The 19,078-nt window shown below is 38.7% G+C and carries 15 protein-coding genes; all 15 read right to left on the bottom strand.

The genetic code is table 11. The annotated features are described in order from the left end of the window. Positions 1-22 precede the first annotated feature (22 nt). Positions 23-5,044 (bottom strand): PBECR4 domain-containing protein, encoded by a 5,022-nt coding sequence (locus BLS46_RS01000; protein ID WP_093584860.1) that lies wholly within the window; start codon positions 5,042-5,044, stop codon positions 23-25. A 12-nt stretch (positions 5,045-5,056) separates the two neighbouring features. Next, entirely contained in the window at positions 5,057-6,403 is a 1,347-nt protein-coding gene (locus BLS46_RS00995) for a hypothetical protein (protein WP_093584857.1), read from the bottom strand. Next, a complete protein-coding gene (locus BLS46_RS00990; RefSeq protein WP_093584854.1) occupies positions 6,400-6,627 on the bottom strand; it encodes a hypothetical protein in 228 nt (75 codons plus the stop codon). The genes BLS46_RS00995 and BLS46_RS00990 overlap by 4 nt, the downstream gene beginning before the upstream one ends. A gap of 61 nt (positions 6,628-6,688) precedes the next feature. Next, positions 6,689-7,801, bottom strand: a complete 1,113-nt coding sequence (locus BLS46_RS00985) for an SH3 domain-containing protein (RefSeq protein WP_093584851.1) — start codon at positions 7,799-7,801, stop codon at positions 6,689-6,691. Between the two features lie 143 nt (positions 7,802-7,944). Beyond that, on the bottom strand, positions 7,945-9,780 hold the full coding sequence (locus BLS46_RS00980) for a VirD4-like conjugal transfer protein, CD1115 family (RefSeq protein ID WP_093584848.1): 1,836 nt from the start codon (positions 9,778-9,780) through the stop codon (positions 7,945-7,947). Then, the gene (locus tag BLS46_RS00975) at positions 9,777-10,325 is read right to left on the bottom strand and encodes a DUF3801 domain-containing protein (RefSeq protein ID WP_093584845.1); all 549 of its coding nucleotides are present in this window, start codon (positions 10,323-10,325) and stop codon (positions 9,777-9,779) included. The genes BLS46_RS00980 and BLS46_RS00975 overlap by 4 nt, the downstream gene beginning before the upstream one ends. A 1-nt stretch (position 10,326) precedes the next feature. After that, a complete protein-coding gene (locus tag BLS46_RS00970) occupies positions 10,327-11,190 on the bottom strand; it encodes a hypothetical protein (RefSeq protein ID WP_093584842.1) in 864 nt (287 codons plus the stop codon). Next, positions 11,183-11,422: a hypothetical protein gene (locus tag BLS46_RS00965; RefSeq protein WP_093584839.1), complete on the bottom strand. Its 240-nt coding sequence runs from the start codon at positions 11,420-11,422 to the stop codon at positions 11,183-11,185. The genes BLS46_RS00970 and BLS46_RS00965 overlap by 8 nt, the downstream gene beginning before the upstream one ends. 10 nt (positions 11,423-11,432) lie before the next feature. Continuing rightward, on the bottom strand, positions 11,433-11,984 hold the full coding sequence (locus BLS46_RS00960; RefSeq protein ID WP_257365729.1) for a hypothetical protein: 552 nt from the start codon (positions 11,982-11,984) through the stop codon (positions 11,433-11,435). A gap of 117 nt (positions 11,985-12,101) precedes the next feature. Continuing rightward, positions 12,102-14,807 carry a phage tail tip lysozyme gene (locus tag BLS46_RS00955; protein WP_093584833.1) on the bottom strand — a complete coding sequence of 902 codons (2,706 nt, stop codon included), beginning with the start codon at positions 14,805-14,807 and terminating at the stop codon, positions 12,102-12,104. A 10-nt stretch (positions 14,808-14,817) separates the two neighbouring features. Continuing rightward, entirely contained in the window at positions 14,818-17,181 is a 2,364-nt protein-coding gene (locus tag BLS46_RS00950) for a VirB4-like conjugal transfer ATPase, CD1110 family (RefSeq protein WP_093584830.1), read from the bottom strand. Next, entirely contained in the window at positions 17,123-17,497 is a 375-nt protein-coding gene (locus tag BLS46_RS00945; RefSeq protein ID WP_093584827.1) for a hypothetical protein, read from the bottom strand. The genes BLS46_RS00950 and BLS46_RS00945 overlap by 59 nt, the downstream gene beginning before the upstream one ends. Before the next feature lie 56 nt (positions 17,498-17,553). Further along, positions 17,554-18,303: a conjugal transfer protein TrbL gene (locus tag BLS46_RS00940; protein WP_084872844.1), complete on the bottom strand. Its 750-nt coding sequence runs from the start codon at positions 18,301-18,303 to the stop codon at positions 17,554-17,556. 9 nt (positions 18,304-18,312) lie between these two features. After that, positions 18,313-18,540: a hypothetical protein gene (locus tag BLS46_RS00935; RefSeq protein ID WP_000402889.1), complete on the bottom strand. Its 228-nt coding sequence runs from the start codon at positions 18,538-18,540 to the stop codon at positions 18,313-18,315. Between the two features lie 81 nt (positions 18,541-18,621). Further along, positions 18,622-19,044 carry a hypothetical protein gene (locus tag BLS46_RS00930; RefSeq protein WP_084973873.1) on the bottom strand — a complete coding sequence of 141 codons (423 nt, stop codon included), beginning with the start codon at positions 19,042-19,044 and terminating at the stop codon, positions 18,622-18,624. Between the last annotated feature and the right edge of the window lie 34 nt (positions 19,045-19,078).

The following is a 19,078-nucleotide window of genomic DNA, read 5'->3' as shown; positions in this document are numbered from 1 at the left end:
TTCCGACGGGTTAGTGCCTCCATTAGTGAGGGCTGCTCAGGAACTTTTTTTCTTCCACCTGCTTTACAGCCTCCGCCTTTTGATTACCCAACTGCTCAGATTTTTCTTTTGCCTGTTGGAGTTTATCAGAAAATTTATCTTTCGTTACGCTTTTATTTTTCACCAGTTCCAACTTAGCATCCATTCGATCAATCAAACTTTTTGCTTCCTTCTGGACAACCTGCAGTTGCTCTACCATATCTTCAAAACCATTTTTATCTTTTGCCCAAATAGCCAAATATCCAAAACTGTAGCTACTAGTATCAAAACCAAAATGATTAGCTACGACATAGGCCACACTTTCAGCTTGTAATTCTTGCTTACGGTATTGGTCATCACCATATTGTGCATTAGTTCCTCTGTGTAAATCTGAGTGAGCCATTTCATGAAAAATGGTTTTTAGAATATGTTCTTGCCCCTTTAATCCTTTTGAAATGACAATTCGATTTTCATCTGGAGAGTAATAACCATTTGCGCTCTCTCTTTTTATATCTTCAAAACTGATAGAAACCTGATTATCCATCGAAACTGCTTTGGCTGCTCGATATAAATCTTCATAATCTTTAACAGAACCAGTCAATTCATTAATTGCTTTTGGCAATTCTTTTCCTTCTGTTTGAGATATATCAAAGACATTCCCTAACTTGAATCGAGTAACTGTGACTTCCTTCTCTTCCATTTCATTCTCAGATGGAGAAAAACTCAACTCATTTTGATTAGCAGAAATCTTAGTTTTCACTTGATACGGAACCCAGATTTTCAGAGCTTTAGAACCCTTTTTAACTGTTCTTTCAAAATCCGTTTTCCATTTATTAAAACTTGCAACACGGGAAACATTAGGATTTTGCATCTTCAGCAAATGAATATTGTTGAGGGAGTAGTTATGAAACTTACTCATCGTATCCAAGAAAGATTTAAACTGTTCTGAATCCAAATAGTTCTTCATTCCCTCTTTCAAGTGTTCAGCTAAAGCTTTTGTATCTTTATTTGCGACCAACTGGGAAATGGTTTGTTCCGAATTTTTAGTAGCAACTTCTTCGATAATAATAGCACCTGCAGCTACTTCGGCATCTGTCCTTCTTTCTCGATCTTCCTGCTTTTTATGAAGGTTAGAAGCAGCATTGTATGGATCTGTTCCTTGCAACATCTCATCGGAGTTGGAAATACCATCACCATCCAAATCACGATCCCTCTCATCTTTTCGGTTATACTGATAAATTTTTTCGTATGGATTATCTGGTGTATTTTGCAAATTTTTGACTTGTGATTTCTCAAATTCTTCTCGAACTGTGGAGATCGTTTGTTCAACTTTTTCTGATAAACCCTTGATTTCTTTTTGCCATTTTTCAATAAGGGGCAATTGTTCCATAGGTGAGTCCTTGACTCCCAACTTCTCAAACCAAGCAGATAGATTTTCGACCTCAACACTATCCATTCCATCAAAAGAGATAAATCCAAGACGACCATCATGACTACTATCTGTAAATCCAATTGGACTATTTTCTAAATTTCCATAAGGGAGTTGGGATAGAAGTTGATCTGTGTAAGGAGTATCTTCCAAAGCGTAACTAAACTGAGAAATATCTAACTCACTCGCTAATCTCTCTAGATGATACGGAGTGAATAATGCCCCATCTATCTTCATCAACTCTGGATGCTCTCGCATTTCTCGTGTACCAAGTTTTTCTTTATGAGCGATTGGGTTAATCTCATCCCCAATATCATAACGGATGCCATCCTGAATCAGTTCGCCGTCAGGGCTGTATAAAGCAAATTGAACCTTTGTAAAAGGAGTATAGGAAGCACCTTCTACCTGGTTCATTCGATCACTTACACTCGCATGATGCTTTTCGTAATAGATATTATTCTGCTTATATAGCTCTGTTGCAAAAGACTGATAATCAATCAACTCTGTTTCACTAAAAGGTAAAATTGGCCCACCATCATGCTTTTCTGCCCATTGGAGGCGAATCATATAGTTATTCTTGTCAGTCTCATTAGTCCGTAGTTCCTCAAACAAGCCATTTTTCATAATGGATTGTAATTCTTTGCCCCCATCCTTGATGTAGTCCTCATTGATCGATAGCTGTTCAATGTGGCCATTACGTTCACGGAATACAGCGAGAATAGGCGTTTTATCTACAGTCTCCAGTTCTTTGACCAGTTTTGCTCTGGATTGAAATACTGATACTGGAATATAATTTTCTTCTTCCAGCTCTTTAAACAGTAAAATAATATCTTTATCATCAGATTTTATAAGGCTGTCAAAGCGCCCATTATATCGTCTAAGATTAGTTAAATCATCAAAATAGAAAGATGTACTTTCTGTTGCGACTGAAAGATCTGGCAAGACGTTGATTTTGTCAAAAGCTGCATCATTATTAGCCAAAAGAATATTATCAAAGTGCCCTTTTCCCTCTGCAAAATCACGTAAAGTTTTTTCAGGTGTCTGCCCTGGTGCAAGTGGCTTAATCCCTGTTAAGTGCATGAAGTGTTTCTCTTCAAAATTCACTTGTACAGTCTTATCAGGGGTGACATAATAAATCTTAGAGTTAGCCAATTCATCCAAATAATACTGCGCTGCATTCTGAATAGTTTGACTACGAATTGGACGATTCAATTTAGCTAATTCATTCGAGGAAATAGAATGATAATGTCCATCATTACTTGACTGAAACTCTTCATTTATGCTAAAATATAATAAATGAGAGGATAACGTAGGGCGACTGGTAACAGAGCGTTCAAAGGTACCAACTTCTGGTACGGGTGTGGGACTGCCTTCAGCCTTGGGCTGTAAAGACCCCTGACTACCATTGGTCCTCTCATTTTTTTGATACTCTGAATTCATATTTTGCTCCTGAGTACTCTCAGGAGCTTTTTCTGTGCTCTGAATTTGTTCCTGCGCTTCATAAGTATCTCCAAGAGGATTGGAAGGTTTTTCAAAGGTTACCGTTTTATCTGAATCAATAACCATCTGTTTTTTAGGCTCTACTGAGAAGCTGATATTATCCCAGTTCTGCTTCAGCCATTCTAAATCTTCTGGAGATAGATTACTAGTATCTGGAGTCAGAGCTGATTTTTGAGTCTCATCCTCACGTCTCTTCTGATTGGACAGCAACTTGTTCACCATCTCTTTTTCTTCATCCGTATTAGGGAGATATTTAGGAGATAGTTCAAATCTACCTTCCTCCGTCAATTCTAAAGCAACTCGACGTAGCCCTTTTACGAAGTAGATATTTGGCTGCTTAGCCCACTGCTTGACCTCTCCAGAATCAATTAAAGCTTGTGTCTCTAGTTGAATAACCAGTCCATCAACTTTATCTTGAATGGCTTCTAGGCGTTCTAATTCCTTTTTGTAACGCTTGATAGTTTCAGGCCTATAACTCGATTCCCCACGTTCTGCCTTCTCAATTTCTTCCCGAATACGGGGAATATTTTGGACACTCATCTCCAGACCATTCCCCTGCCGGTTGAGACCTGCTGCTTTTCGGTCTTCTCTTTCCTGGAGCCTTTCAATTCGCTCTTCTTGTTCCTTGATTTCATCCAATTTAGAGAAGACACGATTTTCAATTTGTTCTTGCTTCTGCATAAAACGGCCCCCTCCTCGTTTATTATTCATAGGCTGGCCATTCGTTAGGGATTGATGAGAATAGGCCGCATTGATTGCCTCATCAGCTTCTCCTTTGAGTCGCTCTAGCTTTCGTCTAGCTTGCGCCAAGCGACTATTATCTGGCTTTTCTGCTTCATACTCAGCCCCTGCTTCATGTACTTCCGACATAGTATGTTTCCTTTCTTTCTCTTGATTGACAATCCTTGTATATTCCTGATGGACTTCTTCCTTCGTCAGCTGCCTAGCTGAGACAAAGGCTTTTACATCATCTGCAGTTAGCTCTTGCGCTTTTGCAAGAGCTATTTCCTTCTCAAAAAAGCCCTGGTAATGCCAGGACTTTTCATCTGCTATGTAAACGTGCGCCAGATCCTTAGAAACTTCATTCCCTTTTTTCAGGAAATCATTCCAATCTTCCTTTTCCTGATTTTCCTGAACAATAGGAGGAATCGCAATCTGTACTGGAATCCCCTTTTCCTGCAATCGGGTGATAAAATTCTGTCCTGCAGCATCATTGTCTACAGCCAACGTAATCACATCTTGATACCGACCATCTTTGAAATAATCCGTTGTGTTGACGACAGTTTCTAGAGCTTTTCCAGTATTCTGATCTATTTGATAGAATTTACCGTTCATCTCTGCATACAATTCCATAAAACGTCGGCTAATGATGCCCTCTTTGACACCATCCATAGCCACTAAGCGGACATCCTGAAGCGTATACTTATGAAGCTCATAGTAGCTCATTAAATCAATTGGAGCTTCCGCAAAGACCAAACGTTTAGGGGTTCCAATATCAATTGAAAATCCCAGTTGTCCATCTGAATTTCTCATAATTTGTTTTAAGCGACCACGTTCTGGATAGTGCACTCGATTCTCTACTATTCCCTGGAGACTAGCGCCAGCTAAAAAGCCTGTGTTGTCTTTATATTTAAAGACAATCACAGGCTCAAAATAGTCTCCTTTTTTTCGGGTTGCCTCCGCCATACTCCCCTGACTCAAAAAGAAATTAATCGTGTCATCTGAAAGGCCTCTCTGAGTCTTCAGGTAGCTTCTAGAAGCCTTGAAATCCTGATGCTCATATTTTTCCAGATTATAGTAAAAGGGCTCTTTTGGGGCTATCTGAACCGCCAAATCCACTTTCTTAAATTCTCCTGTTTCCAAGAAGTGCATCGCTTCCTTGTAAGTAACACCCTGGATAGTTTGAACTAGTTGAATCACATCTCCAAATTCTGATCGAGAATTCCAATGAAAGTCATTCTTCTTTGCATCGATTACAAACGAATCATGCTCTGTCCACGTATAACTATAGGCTCCCGTGCGCTTTAGCCTCATTCCCAGCTGTTCCGCAACAGAAATGATAGATATATTTTTAGCTGCTTCTTTAGTTAATGCCATCTCTTGCCTCCTCTACAATGAAAATTCTGGCACTTCTTTTTCTAATACATCTTGTGTTCGCTCTTTTTCAAGCTCTTCTGCTTCTACAAAACGTTTTAAATCAGGAAAATGGAGTTGGGCTTGTTTTAGCTTATCATGAACTAACAAGTTCTCATCGATATGATAGACTGCTTCCTGATGGCCATTAAATCCTTTCTCTAAATCAATATCATCAAAGCGGATGACAGCCAACTCTGTCAAACTTCCCTTATACCAAGCTCCAATCTCACTTTCAAGATAGAACTGAACTGATTCTCTATCTTCCGTATTTGTATCTCGCAAATAGGCCAGTTCCCAGCTTTCACCCTGAGAATACCCAGTGACTTCTTGAACAATTAGCTCCTGATTGTTAGTGCTTAAAATCCGATTAATATCGTCTAAACGGGGGACTAAGATTTCCTGAGCTAGAGAGACTGCTTCTGTACGATAGTCGAAAAATTCATATTGTTCCCTATCTTCGACATAGTTCCTAACGAAATCTGAATAATGAGGGAAATGTTCCTGAAAGATAGGTGAAATCATCCCATAGATATAGGCTTGTCTTAATGTTTCAAACTGGGCTATTTGATAATATGATGGATCAAGCTTAGCTTCTTGATTCAACATTTCCTTGATACTTTCTGGAAGTTGTATTGGCTCCGAATCTGGCCAAGTTCTCTTGGAATAGTTGATTACTTCCTCGTAGAGAATAGTATCAATCTCTGAACTCTTCATTTCAAGTAAAACCTCTACAATTTGAGCTGATTCTGAAAGATTGGAACGATAATCAGTAATCAAGCCATCTTTACGAACTTCCCACTCCTCAACTTGAGCATTTTCTGAAGTTCGTAGTAACAATACCTCCTCAGCTTCCAGATCAACTCCAATGACCTGATCACCATTTGGTAGCTGATCCATCTCCAATTCCTGGATTTTAGCATCTAATTGATTATTAATCTGAAGCAAGTCTTGCTTCAAATGAAATAATTCTTCTGCATTAGCCTTTAATTCCTCAAAATACTCTCTGGAAATCTTCACTGGTCGAACCAATAAATCTTTCTCTCGTTGCTCTCGAGGGTAGGAAAATAAGTAGGGAGCAACTTCTTTGAAATCTTGATAATTCATCCATTTTATAGATTCTGTAACAATCATATTTTGGACATCGATGACATCTGTATGAGGAGTAATCCAGCCAGATAAAGCCAACTCTTTTACGGATTCAGATAGGGGGTAAGAAGGAATATGTTCTAAAATCCCCTCAAAATAACCAATCCCTCGAGCAGTTTCTTCCTCAACTTCACGCTTCATTCGTTTAAATTGTTTTTGTGGTAGTGTATTCATTCTATTTCGTTTCCTTTCTTTCCGTTATCTGGGCCGTAAAAGGTATCTACGATACCTGCGGAACGTAAAGCCGATTCCAATGCCGATCTAGCTAACTCAGAAGCCGCAATTGTTCTCACTTTCACTTCCCATAGCTCTTCTTCCTTCTCCTTAATTAAGTTATCCATCCACTGATTCTCTTTAACAAGCTCATCTCGTCGTTGCTTCAATTGCTCTAATTCCATTTGATTCTCCTCATCAAAAAAACAGCTCTGTTTTCAGAACTGTTTCATTACCTGCTATTTGTTATTTATTAAAAAGTCGTTGTAAGAACGAACGTTCTCGTAAAGACTTTGTCTCCTCTTGTGCTGCATTTTTCAGTTTACGTAAACGCTGTGATTCATTGGTTAGACGTTGATTTTCAGAGAGAATTTCTCCTTTTTCCTGCTTCAGTCTCTGATTAGCATCTTCCAGTTTTTGATTCTCCTTTTCTAACTTCTTGTAATACTCCTCCTTTTCGTGATACTTTCTCAAGCGTGTTTTAGCCTGTCCAATCGCCTCTGAAAGTTGCTTAACTTCCTTATTTTTTTCATTGTAGGATGACTCTAATTGAGCAATTTCTTCCTTGAGTTCCTTACACTGCTCCTCATAAGTTTTCAAAGTTTGGTACTTCCTTTCATTATCATCTAAAAAGACAAATGCCTCTAAATGGTATTTATCAAAACTCCCATACAGTTTATAGTTTGTTTCCTGATAAACTTTCCTAACTCTATCAGCAACACTTTTAACCTGTTCAGGTGAAGTAAATTCTTTAGGTACAGAGATCTTAGTAGATTTAGGGAAATGAGCTTTAGCTTCAAACAAGGGAATACCTTCTTTAGCTAATTTTATCCGTTTAACAGGTTCTGGTCTACTCGTTTTATAAAATTCAATACCTAGTTGACCATTTAAACGGTAGTATTCAGAATAAGGATAAGTCTCATCGATATCAATCAAGAGCTTTAGAATAATAAAATCTTCATCTTCAAACACTATCCGTTGCATCAGAGAAATAGCTTTAGGAAAAATATAAGCCGTATGATTGTCATATTCAATCTGAAATTTCTCAATAGTCTTGAAAGCCTCGATAAAAGCATTCATCTCAGAGGAATACTCAAAGCTACTTTCTAATCCCTTTAACGGGCTCTCTTCACCTGGATAGTAACTAAAGTATGGTTGACCTACATAGCGACCATCTTTTTTCTGGCTACTTCTTGGATTAACCTTGAGCCCCGTTTCCAAATCAAAAAGAGTCGCCTGTTCTTTCGGCGTCGTGATAATTTGTGCTCGCCCCTTGAGAGCGAGTGCTTGAAAAGCATTCACAATCTCTTCTTCTCCTGATTTCTTGCGCCACACAGCATAAAATTTTGAAACTGCCATCTATGTCCTCCTTCAAAATTCTCCACTTATTATATCATAAAATACTAAGATATATTCTGCGCTCTGGTTCCTAGTTACCATCAACTTAAGTTCATCTGAAGAAAAGATAGTCAACTTATAGAAAGTGGTGTATCCAAAGATTCCTAACTCACTTTGAGAGGAACTTCCTCGACTTCCTTAATCCCAATATGAATAACATTTTCTTCCCCAACCTGGTCTTTCCACTCATCAATATCGCTTAGATAGCGCTTGTAACGATACCAGTTGTTATCGTTTGGGCCATTACTTAAGAGATAGGCTCTCGGATGCGTATCCAGGTTAAATTTTTGATCCCTAAAAACATTTTGTTTGGATAGGAAGAGTAGGGCTTCCGTTGTTCCAATTGTAGCAACTTCATGCGGTGTCAACAATTCCCGACCAATTTTGGAGTTCTGCTTGGAACTACTGCCATTTCTTCCCCTGCTCTCGCTATAGTTCTGATCATTCAAAGTCTGCTTACCAGATCGCTCAGATAAAGCTCTCAAAGTATCCGGATCATTTGTTCCCAGATAAAGAATAGCCCCACAGTTATTGATAATCGTTTTCGTGTTCTCTTTACCGTATAATACTTCAATCTGACTTTGAGATTGAACCATCATTTTAATAGAGATTTCTCGAGACCGAATAACAGAGATAATCGGTGGCAGATTAGGAATCTTGCCAATCTGTCCAAACTCATCCCCCTCTATCTGAACATGCAGTAAATCCTTTTTAGACTTTGTTGGATGCTCACCTAGCAAAATTGCATCTGCAGTCTTTATCAAGACATCAAAAATGGTACTAAAAAGAAGGGCAGACAAAAACTGATAAGCTGGGTCTACTTCTGGAATATGAATGAAGACAGCAGTCTTTTCTATATTCCATTTCTCAATCTCCAGCGTGTCTTTTTCAATAATCTTTCTCAGCTGTTCATGGTCAAACACTGAGAAAGTAGTCGCAAAAATGGCATAAACAGAAGCTCGTGTCTGACCATCAAAGTTTTTATTAAACAAGCTCCACTGCCTACAAGCATAATTCCCCGGCAATCTACGCTCCAAATCTTCAAACATTAATTCAACTGGACTTTCCGCCTCTGGATGATTCCGTCTCAATTCCCGAATCATATCCGTGACTTGACCTAGATTTGGCATATAATGATCAAGCCGGCTATCAAAATAAAGATAGCCAATAAGAGAACGCATCAGAAGCTTATTGGCCGCCGGCCAGAAAGGATCGCTTTCATGACCATTTCTATTCAGAGATTCCGTGATTGCCTCTGACACTCGGTCTATATCCATTTCATTATGAACATATCTAAAAACGTTGAAACCATCGGAATTCAGAAAGGTAATCAGATCAAAAATTTTCATCTCATAGTCTTTTCCCAGTAGAGATTTCCCAGTCTCATGAATGAGAAGTCCTTTGGTATCCGTTATCACAAAGCTAGAGTTCCCTTGTAATAAATTTGGCTTTACAAAACTCCGTGTCTTCCAGTCCCCCGTACCTCCATATACCAAGACATTTTTATTAATCTGATTTTCAAAGCTCAATCGGTTATTAAATAGTCCCATCTGGCTATTTTGAGTGAAAATCATATTCTTTTCAGGTTCTTCGTCTCGGAATCTCATCAACTCTTCTCTTGTCGCAAAGCGAGCTGATCCATGTTCCTCCCCATACCTGTACGTACCTGTATCCGTTACCCTCAAATACAGCAAAAAAGCAATCAGAAATCCACTCATACCAATCAATAAAGAAGTTGGTGTGAATTGAAAATCAAGCCAAGATTTATCGCTTAGATGGTCGCTCATCCAATTAAGCTTTCCAAGTCCAAATACATCCGTTACTGAATCGGTATCTGGTGCTAATAGCCACAGTTTAAAGAGCCAATGAAAGAGATAAAATAGACCTAATCCTAACAACAAATATGGTCTAAGTCTCCGTTTCTTCTTTTCTGTAATCACTTCATTTTCCCTCCAATCTGTGGTTCGATATTTTCCGGAAGAACAAATTCCTTGGTATGAATATTTACCTGTAGGGAAGCAATTTTCTCTTGTTCCATCGCTTTAAAATGCTTCATTTTCTCTTCAAATGAGCTTGTTTCTCCGTTGTTAAGGTTTCGCTCATTGAATCCTTTAGGATCTCTTGTGATGCCTTCTAGGACATCCTTAAAGGCTTGCTCTACAACTCCCTTATCTTTAGCGTTGAAAGCGAGAGTTGTCTTACCGTCCGGGTGGGTATAAAAAGAGAAGCCAATCCCATATTGGCCGAGTTCTTTTCGAACCGCCTCGAGATTGACTTCATTTTGTAGTAATTGCTGGACTTCTTTGGTATCTGCTGTTGCCATGAATTTATTCCAGTCTGTCTCACCAGTAAAGACTACATTCTCCCCCCTGGCTTGATAAATTTCAACTCCTTTAGAGCACACCAGGAAAAGACCTTTTAAAATTACTTCTCCTGTCACAAGAGTTGCCCGTCCTAACTGGGCTACTACCTGCTCTTGTTCCATTTTAGCTCACCTCTTCAATTTTGAAATAAAGATCTTTCAATTGAGTGGCTTGAGATTCTTTAGCCAAAATCTGTTCTTGCAACTCATCGATTCTACTTTGGCACTCAATAATTTCCTCGTTTGCTTCCTTGATAAAATCTTCGTTAGATTTGATTTTATTTTTAATAGATTGCTTATAAGTAATCGTCTGAGCCTCAAAGCTATCAATAACCTCTGAAGACAAATTTACTGTAGCCGCATGAGAAAGAGAAAAAGAAGATTCAACCTTTTTATCAGGAATCGTTGTATTTTCTTTCTGACTAAATTGTTCAACAACAGGTGCTACTTCTTCTGTAGGAATATCTTGTGAATCTTCTACTCGTTCTTCCTCTTTTTCGTCCAATCTACTGAAATTTTCTGTAGTCCATTCACTAGAAGAATAGGTAATTTTATCTTCCAAAGGCACTGCCTCTCCAACCTCATCTTGAGGCTTTTGAGACACTAGCTCAGCAATTCTTTGTCGAGCCATATCAGCCTCTTCCTTTAACGTTAGATCCTCTAATTCAGGATCTGTTTGAGGTTCTCGTTCGGCTGATGAGGAGGTCTTTTCTTTATGTTTTGCCCAAAAATGAAGAAAACCTCTTTTTTTCTTCCCAACACTCGTACCAAAATTTTCCAGTAACTGATCAATGATTCCAACAAAAGGCATTTCGAGACTAAGTTCTTGTAGGGTTTCACCTTCAGAATTGAGAGAATAGAGTAGATAAATTCCGTTCATTTTATTACTCTTCATTCGTTCGTTGATGATTTCTAGCTTTGAAAACAGCTCGTCTCGATGCTCAAATTTTTCCTCTTGTTTAGTCAGTTGATTGATAATTTTATACATGGTTCACTCCTTGGTTACTTGATTGTGCTGGAAGGATTAGATCCTTCATTTCCTGATAAGATAGCCCACTTTCTTCCGAAAGGGCAACGAAAAGTTGTGCCTCCACATCCTTTTCCTGGACTGTGTAGTTCTTGATTTTGTCAGTCGCTTCTTCTTTTTGTCGTTGCGCTTTCGCCTTGTCCCTCCTGATTTTTTCGAGTTTATTTTCAAGTTGATTTATTCTCTTGTTCATTCAATTCTCCTTATCGGCTACTACTGGATGAGGTCGTTTGTTCAGCAGAGGAAACTGAAGTCGAACTTGAACTGCTAGTATCTGAATAAGTTCCTATACTTTGCCCCTTTGCTTCAGTCAAGACGATCGGCTCAATTTTATTAATCAATAGCTTCCCTGATTGCTCCACATAGGTCAACCGAATTGTAGCCTTAGTGGTACCAGTAAGCCCCTTAGAATCTCGATTATCTTTTTCTGTTAAGGTTGTACTAATATATTTAATCTGAGCTAAAGCAACTTTATGTGTTTTATCAATGTAGATAGAGCCTGATTCATAAGATTGGTCAACCACATACCCCTTATAGGTCTGATTGACTGGCTTTTGTTCTTCTTGAACAGTTTCCTGATACATAGAATCAGTCATAAAAGGCTTATATCGCGGACGATTCTCTTCTAAATCCTTTTTGGTATAGTAAGCAATTAGAAAGTCCTCGACCTGCTGTTCAGTAAGAGATAGTTGTTCCTGTTGTTTCTCTTCTGGTTTTTGCTTCGCCTCTTCCTGAACTTGACTATTCTGTCTCAAATTCTGTTGTACTTGAGCAATAGAATAGCCCAGGACAATACATAAAACGGCGGCGGCTCCTATAAGGAGGCCCTTTACTATTTTGATTAACTTTTGATTATACATTCTTTTCCTTTCTTATTTAGGGGTAACAAAATAGATGCCTGATTGTGGTGTCAAGGTACGCCAAGTCGTTACATATAAACCACCAAAGTTCATTTCTGAAATCAAGAAACTACCATCGCTATTAACGTACTCACAGAATGCAACGTGACCATAGATTGGTGATGCTCCAGCTACACCATTCATGAATACAACTGCAGAACCTGGTTTTGGAGTCGTTGAAATTTCATATCCTTGAACTTGACCACTGTCAACCCACTGATTGGCATTACCCAGATATGGATAGATTCCAATCCCAATTTGAGCAAAGCGATTATAGACGTACCAGGTACAATTGCCTAGTTCATAAGCATTACCTGAATAACCTTGACCTTCTAAAATTGCTTGATCTGTAGGTAGTCCATAAGGGAGCTTATCTTTATATTCTGCTGGAACTTGCTGGCTAGATATACCTGTCGAACCACTTCCCTTATTTTTTAAGAAGTTCAACCATTGACGAGCCGCAGATTGCCGTTCTAAAAGCTTGTTCCCCGGAACTCCCAACCAAGCATTTAAAAAGTCCTCTGAAAGGGCTTCTACGGATCCAGTTGAAGTCACAATTCTTCTAAAGGCTGCCCGTCTAGTTGGATCATCTTCTTCTAGCAGAAATTTTGTTTGAACTTCTGCAGACCAAATATCTCCATTCACAGCTTTTGCAAAATTCCACAATGCAAGAGCACGAGGACCAGTAAATTGACCAATCCCAATCCCAATATAGTGCAATCCATTGACCAAGTAACCTCTTTCGTTTAAAGGTAAGGTAGGATACATAGCTTGAAAGGCTCCCCAGTTGCCAACTAGATTTTCTGCAGTAGGCTCTTTAGCAACCTTATCAAACTGATTATTGGTTAGGTAGTCCGTTTCATATCGTTTAAAAGTGATGGAGCTCTCAATATCAAATCCTCCCAAAACAGTTGCAATCCCTTCATTAGTCGCTTCTGGTATGTTCTTTTTGATTGCATCCGCAAAAGCTCTTGCACGTTTCCCTTTTTCTCCAGATGTTTCGATATCACTGACAACAGACGTTGCTTGTGTGTATTCTACACGCTGGAAGTAAAAACCGACATTGACATAGGTCCAACTCTTTTCAACCTTACCATCTTTGTCTTTCTTATTTGATCGATCAGGTTCTAGCTTTTGATAATAGACTGTTTGATTTCCTTCAGCAGCCACCTTTCCGATAATATCCCCAGACTTAACATGGTCTCCTGTTTTGTAACGAATCGTATCTACGTTCTTATACAGAAACTTAGAGTCTTGATCACTAATTTCTAGGTCATTCCCATTGACCTCAACTTCCCCATCTAAAACGGCTAATAGAGTCTGACCACCTGAGGCCTGCAGAACAGAACCATTAAAAATTTCCGTCTTAGTTTTATACCCAAACCGCTCAATAATTTGAAGTGGAGTTTGCGATTCAGGCTGATCATCCGTATAAAACGGATTATCCAACTCTTGAAGCAACATATATTTTCCGCTATCTCGAGCAATTTCTAAGAGTTCTTTATACCCTTCTAACTCATCCTCACTCAACTTGTAGAGGTCATTTTTAGTATAAAGATTTTCCATTGTTTTAAGATTATCTTTATCCCCATTCAAATTCTTCCATAAGGTATCTAAGTAAAGTTTCCCACGATTATTTTGCGAAAAATACTTGTTCCCGTCTATACGAAGTTTATCTGAAATATCATCATACTTATAATTCAAGTACAAAAGCGGATCATCAATTTTTGTCCAATAATCTACCTTATCATTAGATTTTTCACGATCCAATTTTGAAAGATACAACCAGGTATCATTCATATCAAACTCATCTTGACGGGTAATTCCTGAACTACCAATACCAAGAATTGCCAGAAACAAAAGCAAACCAAAAGAAATCAGATATGCCTTTAAGCTAAATGGATTTTTGATAATGCTTCTAATCGGTTTAGAACCTACACGGTAGACCTTCCTAGCCTTCTTGGCAGCTTTCCCAGCTTTAGAAGCGGCCAAACGTTTCTTATAGTCCTGGATACGACGTGATAGCCGTCCTTCCCAGGAAAACTCTCTTGGAGTTCGGGTGAAACCTCTCCCCTTAGCTTTATTATAGAATCTATTTCCTAGACTATAGCTTGATTTAACTACTCCTTGGCCAATCTTACCGCTATATTTCCCAATCGTTTTGGTACGTTTCCCTTGAATCTGAATATCCTGATACCGATATTTAGCTCGTGCTAAATCTGATAGCGTATCATCCTGATGCGCTGCAGAATTAGCTTGTTGACTCGCAGAACGTTCTAAAGCATGTTTAGTAGCACGATAAAACTTCTTCTTACGTGAACCACCGTTAGCCTCTTGAGCAACTTTGAAGACTTTTTTAGCAACTCTCTTCTCTAGTTTTGCCTTATTGAGCTCTTTCTTGAGTGACGCTAACTTTTTAGCACCTTCTGGAGTTAATGATTTTCCTTGTTTCTGTAAACTCTTATATGCCCTTTTTAGAGATTTTACCTTGGCCTTTGAAGCTCTAAATTGTTTACGACTCTTCTTCACTATATGGCGCTTAGAACGTGTTTGTTCTTTTAGCTCCTTCATTTGCTTAGCACTATCTTGTTGAACAGTTCGGTAATTATTCCGAGCCGTCTCCAGTTTTTGATCTAACTTATGACCGATTGTGTTTGGTCTGCCTTGATCCTGATTCATAATGAGACTCCTAAGCGTCTGTTGCGACTAAGTTATATAACTTAGTATTCTTAGGTATTGGATTCTCAAATGGCACTACAACTGGCCCTGCTACGATTAAGCCGGTACCTTTAGCTTTTGGTCGAGCCAAGTAGCGAATCTGTTTGTCAGTCAGATTGACAATCTCCTTTAAGATAGCCAAATCCTGGGGCTTTTGTTTGAGCAAAATCATGAACTCGCTATTTGAAAGCAACTTCCGACCTTCTTCAACAGCAGCCAGAGTTTCTACGTTCTGGGTGATTCCTGTTGGAATCGCACCGTATTTCCGAATCCGTGAATACAATGTAGTAAAGAAGTCTGCTTGAGCCTTATTTTTAAATAGAATCTGCATCTCATCATAGTAAACCCATGTAGTACATTTCCCTTGGTTCTCTACAATTTGCTTCCAGATATAATCCTGAACAACAATCAAAGCGAACGGCTTCAACTTGTGCGACAACTTCTTCAGATTAAAGATAACAAAGCGATGATTGAGATCCACATTTGTATTGTGAGCGAAAATATCTTGCGAACCAGTTGTATAGGTTTCTACCGCCAAAGCTAAATCTTGAGCTTCTGGCTCTGGTTGTTCCTTCAATACCTGGTGCCACTCTTTTAACGTTGGAGTGAAATCATCTGTCAAATAGCGCTCATAAGTCAAACCTGTTACCCGGTCAATAATCCCAATCTGTGCATCTGTCACCTCAGATAGAATCGATTCAAACAATCCCATCAATAAGTTTGCCTTATCTCCAATCGGATCGTCATCCTCATCGTCCAAACGATCCAAGTCTGGTAAATCCAAAAGATTGATATGTGTTTTAGAACCAATCGAAATATCCACCATCTGAGCACCGAAAGCTCGACCAATATCAGAATATTCATCATCGGGATCCACTATGAGCACTCGATCTTCTGGATATTTCAGTAAAGTTGGGATAACTTCTCCACCCTTGATTGTCGTAGATTTACCAGAACCAGAAGAACCAAGCACAACACCTGAACCCGTATTCAGATCACGTTTTCGATCCAATGTAATGATATTGTTTGATAACTGATTTTGGCCATAGTAGCGAGCAAGTGGGCTGTCAGACTTTAAATCCACGTTAGTAAAAGGGACTTGCGTAGCAATATTAGCTGTAGTCATCTTTCTCATGAAATTCTTCTTCACATTTACGAAGCACTCACCGATAGGTAAAACCGTATTTAGAGCCTCTTCTTGGTAATAATAGAGATCTTCAAATTCTACCCCTAGCTTCCGACCAGCACGCTTAATCTTCTGCTCATTACGTTGTAGTTCCTCCTGGTTATCCGCCTTAAAATACACTGCAATAAAGCCAGAGAAGATTTTCTGATCATACTCAGTAATCTCATCTCGCCACTTCTTGGTTGCTTCTGAGATTTCTTGGTCACGACCAGCAACGACCGCATCATCAAAGATACCAGATTGAGCGGCCTTACGTTTAGAACGTAATTTCCCAATTTCAGCATCTGTTTCTGCATCATCAATCTTCTCTAAGATTTCAACGTTCTCATAGGGTTCTGCATGGATAGTAATAGCAAGCTCCAGCCCCAGTGTCGTCAAATCTCGAATAAGCCGATCAGACATCCAGTTAGGATAGCGACGTGCATAGAGCACCTTGCACCAACGATCATCTATAACCATCCGTTTTTCCTGAAATTCAATCCGATTTGGAGCAATAAATGATTTCGTTGACAGACCAGATAAAGCAATTTCTTTGTAATCAAAATTAACATACGGGTTATCTCGTAACAGTTCAGAAAAGACCTTTAGACGATCCAAACCATTCATTTCCTTAAATGTAATATCAGATTCCTGAAATTGCGTTCCCAGAGAAACTCCTATATCTTGCAGTAACAACTGAGCCTGTTTTCGATCATCAGCGTTCGTTGAAATGGTCACATACTTATGTACCTCGAAGTTGTTAGCATGTGTTGTAAATCGCTCCTTAATCATCTCATTCAACTCCTCACGATAGTCATCATAGCCATCGTTTGTTTCTTCAAACAAGATATTCTGCAAGGAGTTATCCGATACTCGACGGTTGATTACTAAGAGTTGATAGTTACTGCCCTCATCCAGTGAATTAAGAGCATCCATCGTTGTATCGATGATACTCTCTTTTTCATCTTGTTGAGCTGTCGAGTAAGAAGCATCTCCCAACATAAAGCTACGAGAGTACTTCTCACGTGCAACGTGCATCAATCCATCTTCATGTAGATGTGTGTAATTGATCGTGTTTTGCGTTGTAGGTTTCATCTGGCGACGCAAACGATCAATTTTTTTCTTTTCTGCTTTTTCTAGTTTTTCTCTTTTGCTTTTGAATAAACTCATCTTTCGTATACATTCCTACCTTTCCAAATTCTGTCTCATAGGTTCTTTGTTGGATCCGGAAAAAGAAATCGATTTTTTCTTTAATCCGCATTCGCTTGGTCATGCCTGTACCGTACATTGCCCCAGGAACTACAAATAGAGCATCCCAAAGATAAATGTACCAATCAGGTAGACCAAAGAAATAAATAGCAGTTGTCCCTGAGACAGCTATTAGCAAACATACGTAGAGAACAATCATTCTACCTGTTAATCCAAATAAAATAGGTCTGTCCTCTGTTTCAAATTCTCTTAAAAATTCTGATCCAATTTTTTTCAATTATTTTCCTTTCATACAAAATCACATCAATTAATCCTAATTTTTCTAGATATGGATTATACTCCTAAAAGTTGTTTGGCTTTTCGACCAGTTCCAACAAGCGTAAAGATGTATATAACACCTTTGGCAATTGAAGCAAAGGCCGTTCCCCAGCTTCCATTAGAACCTGCTGCCACTTTTAACATATCTGTAGTGACTAAACCGTTATATACAACAGATACCACAATTAGAACAACTCCAATAAAGGCAGAAGCAGCAAAGTATTTCAGGAAGTTAATCGTAACAGAGCGTAAGGAATCCATCATAAAGAACGCCACTAATAATGGAGCCAAGGCTTTGAGCATATACAAATCTAAATATCGTAAGAAGATGATGATTCCCAGCGTAATATTAGCAATAAATTCAGTTAAACCGCCAACTAGACCAAAAATCAGTTTTTCAAACCAGCCTTTGACCGCCCCTTGCGCATATTGATATTTATCAAGTTGTGAGGGTACTACATGGGCAATTACCTTCACGACAATATTAAGCAATTCCAGAATGGCATCACAAATTTGGGATGAGGCTGAAATCAAGATGAAAGCAAATAAATACTTCATCAATGCCTCTAGCCAAATCTTCTGCGTTAGCGCACCTCCCCTCGACTTGACCATTTGTGACCATGATGCCATTTCAAACCAGAAAAAAAGACCTAAAAGGATATACCCAATAGGTCGGACAGCATTGGCCATCATGGTTACAGCTTGGTTAGTATCAAAACTGTAACTGGAAAGAGAGCTAGTCAACTCTCTAATATCTAAATTCATAGGCGACTCCTAAAATTTTAGCTGTGATAATGCTGCAACGATTGCGGCTGCAATTCCCGCAGAAGCTACGGCCAGATACGCACCATTAACCATAGAATCAGAACCATCATCCTGTCTCTGCTTGTCTTTATTCTTTCTTCCTTGAATAAAGTCAATTGCACCATTCCAAATCCAAATAAGACCTGTAATTGTTCCAACAACACCTAGACCAGTAATAATTTTTGTAATGATTTCCATTTATTTTACCTCTTTTAATTTCATTTTTTATAATAAAAAGCACTGTAGAGATTACCTACAGTGCTTAGCACGATTCTATTTTTATAGTTCATCAAATTCCTCACGATAAATCGTCCGAATAGTAGCTACCAGAAGAGCAAGTACAATCATAATAGGAATCTCAATATGTGGATATGGAATGAAATTAGTTCCGCCTGCAGGAATTGGAAATTCACGAACTGCGCCATCAATCCAAGCACGTTGAACAAAGCCCATAACATGAATTCCATACCACCGAAAAACATCATCCCCTACTGAAGGACTAACCCAATGTAAAATATCAATCAAAAGCCAGAATGGCAAAAACATGGCTAATCCAACACAGCATTTAGATACAATCCAAAATATAATAACTCCAAAAACTGATTTTACGAAATTAATACACCAAAGAATGATATAAAAGGGAGCCGTAAAAATTCTAATAATAGCTACCCATAACCAGGAAAAATCACTCCCAAATTTCATAATCCTACTCCTCCACGATTTATCATTATTATAC

The organism is Streptococcus sp. NLAE-zl-C503 (assembly GCF_900104285.1).
Taxonomy (GTDB): domain Bacteria; phylum Bacillota; class Bacilli; order Lactobacillales; family Streptococcaceae; genus Streptococcus.
Note: the sequence above shows the minus strand (reverse complement) of the source record. Positions and strands in the feature narration are given on the sequence as shown.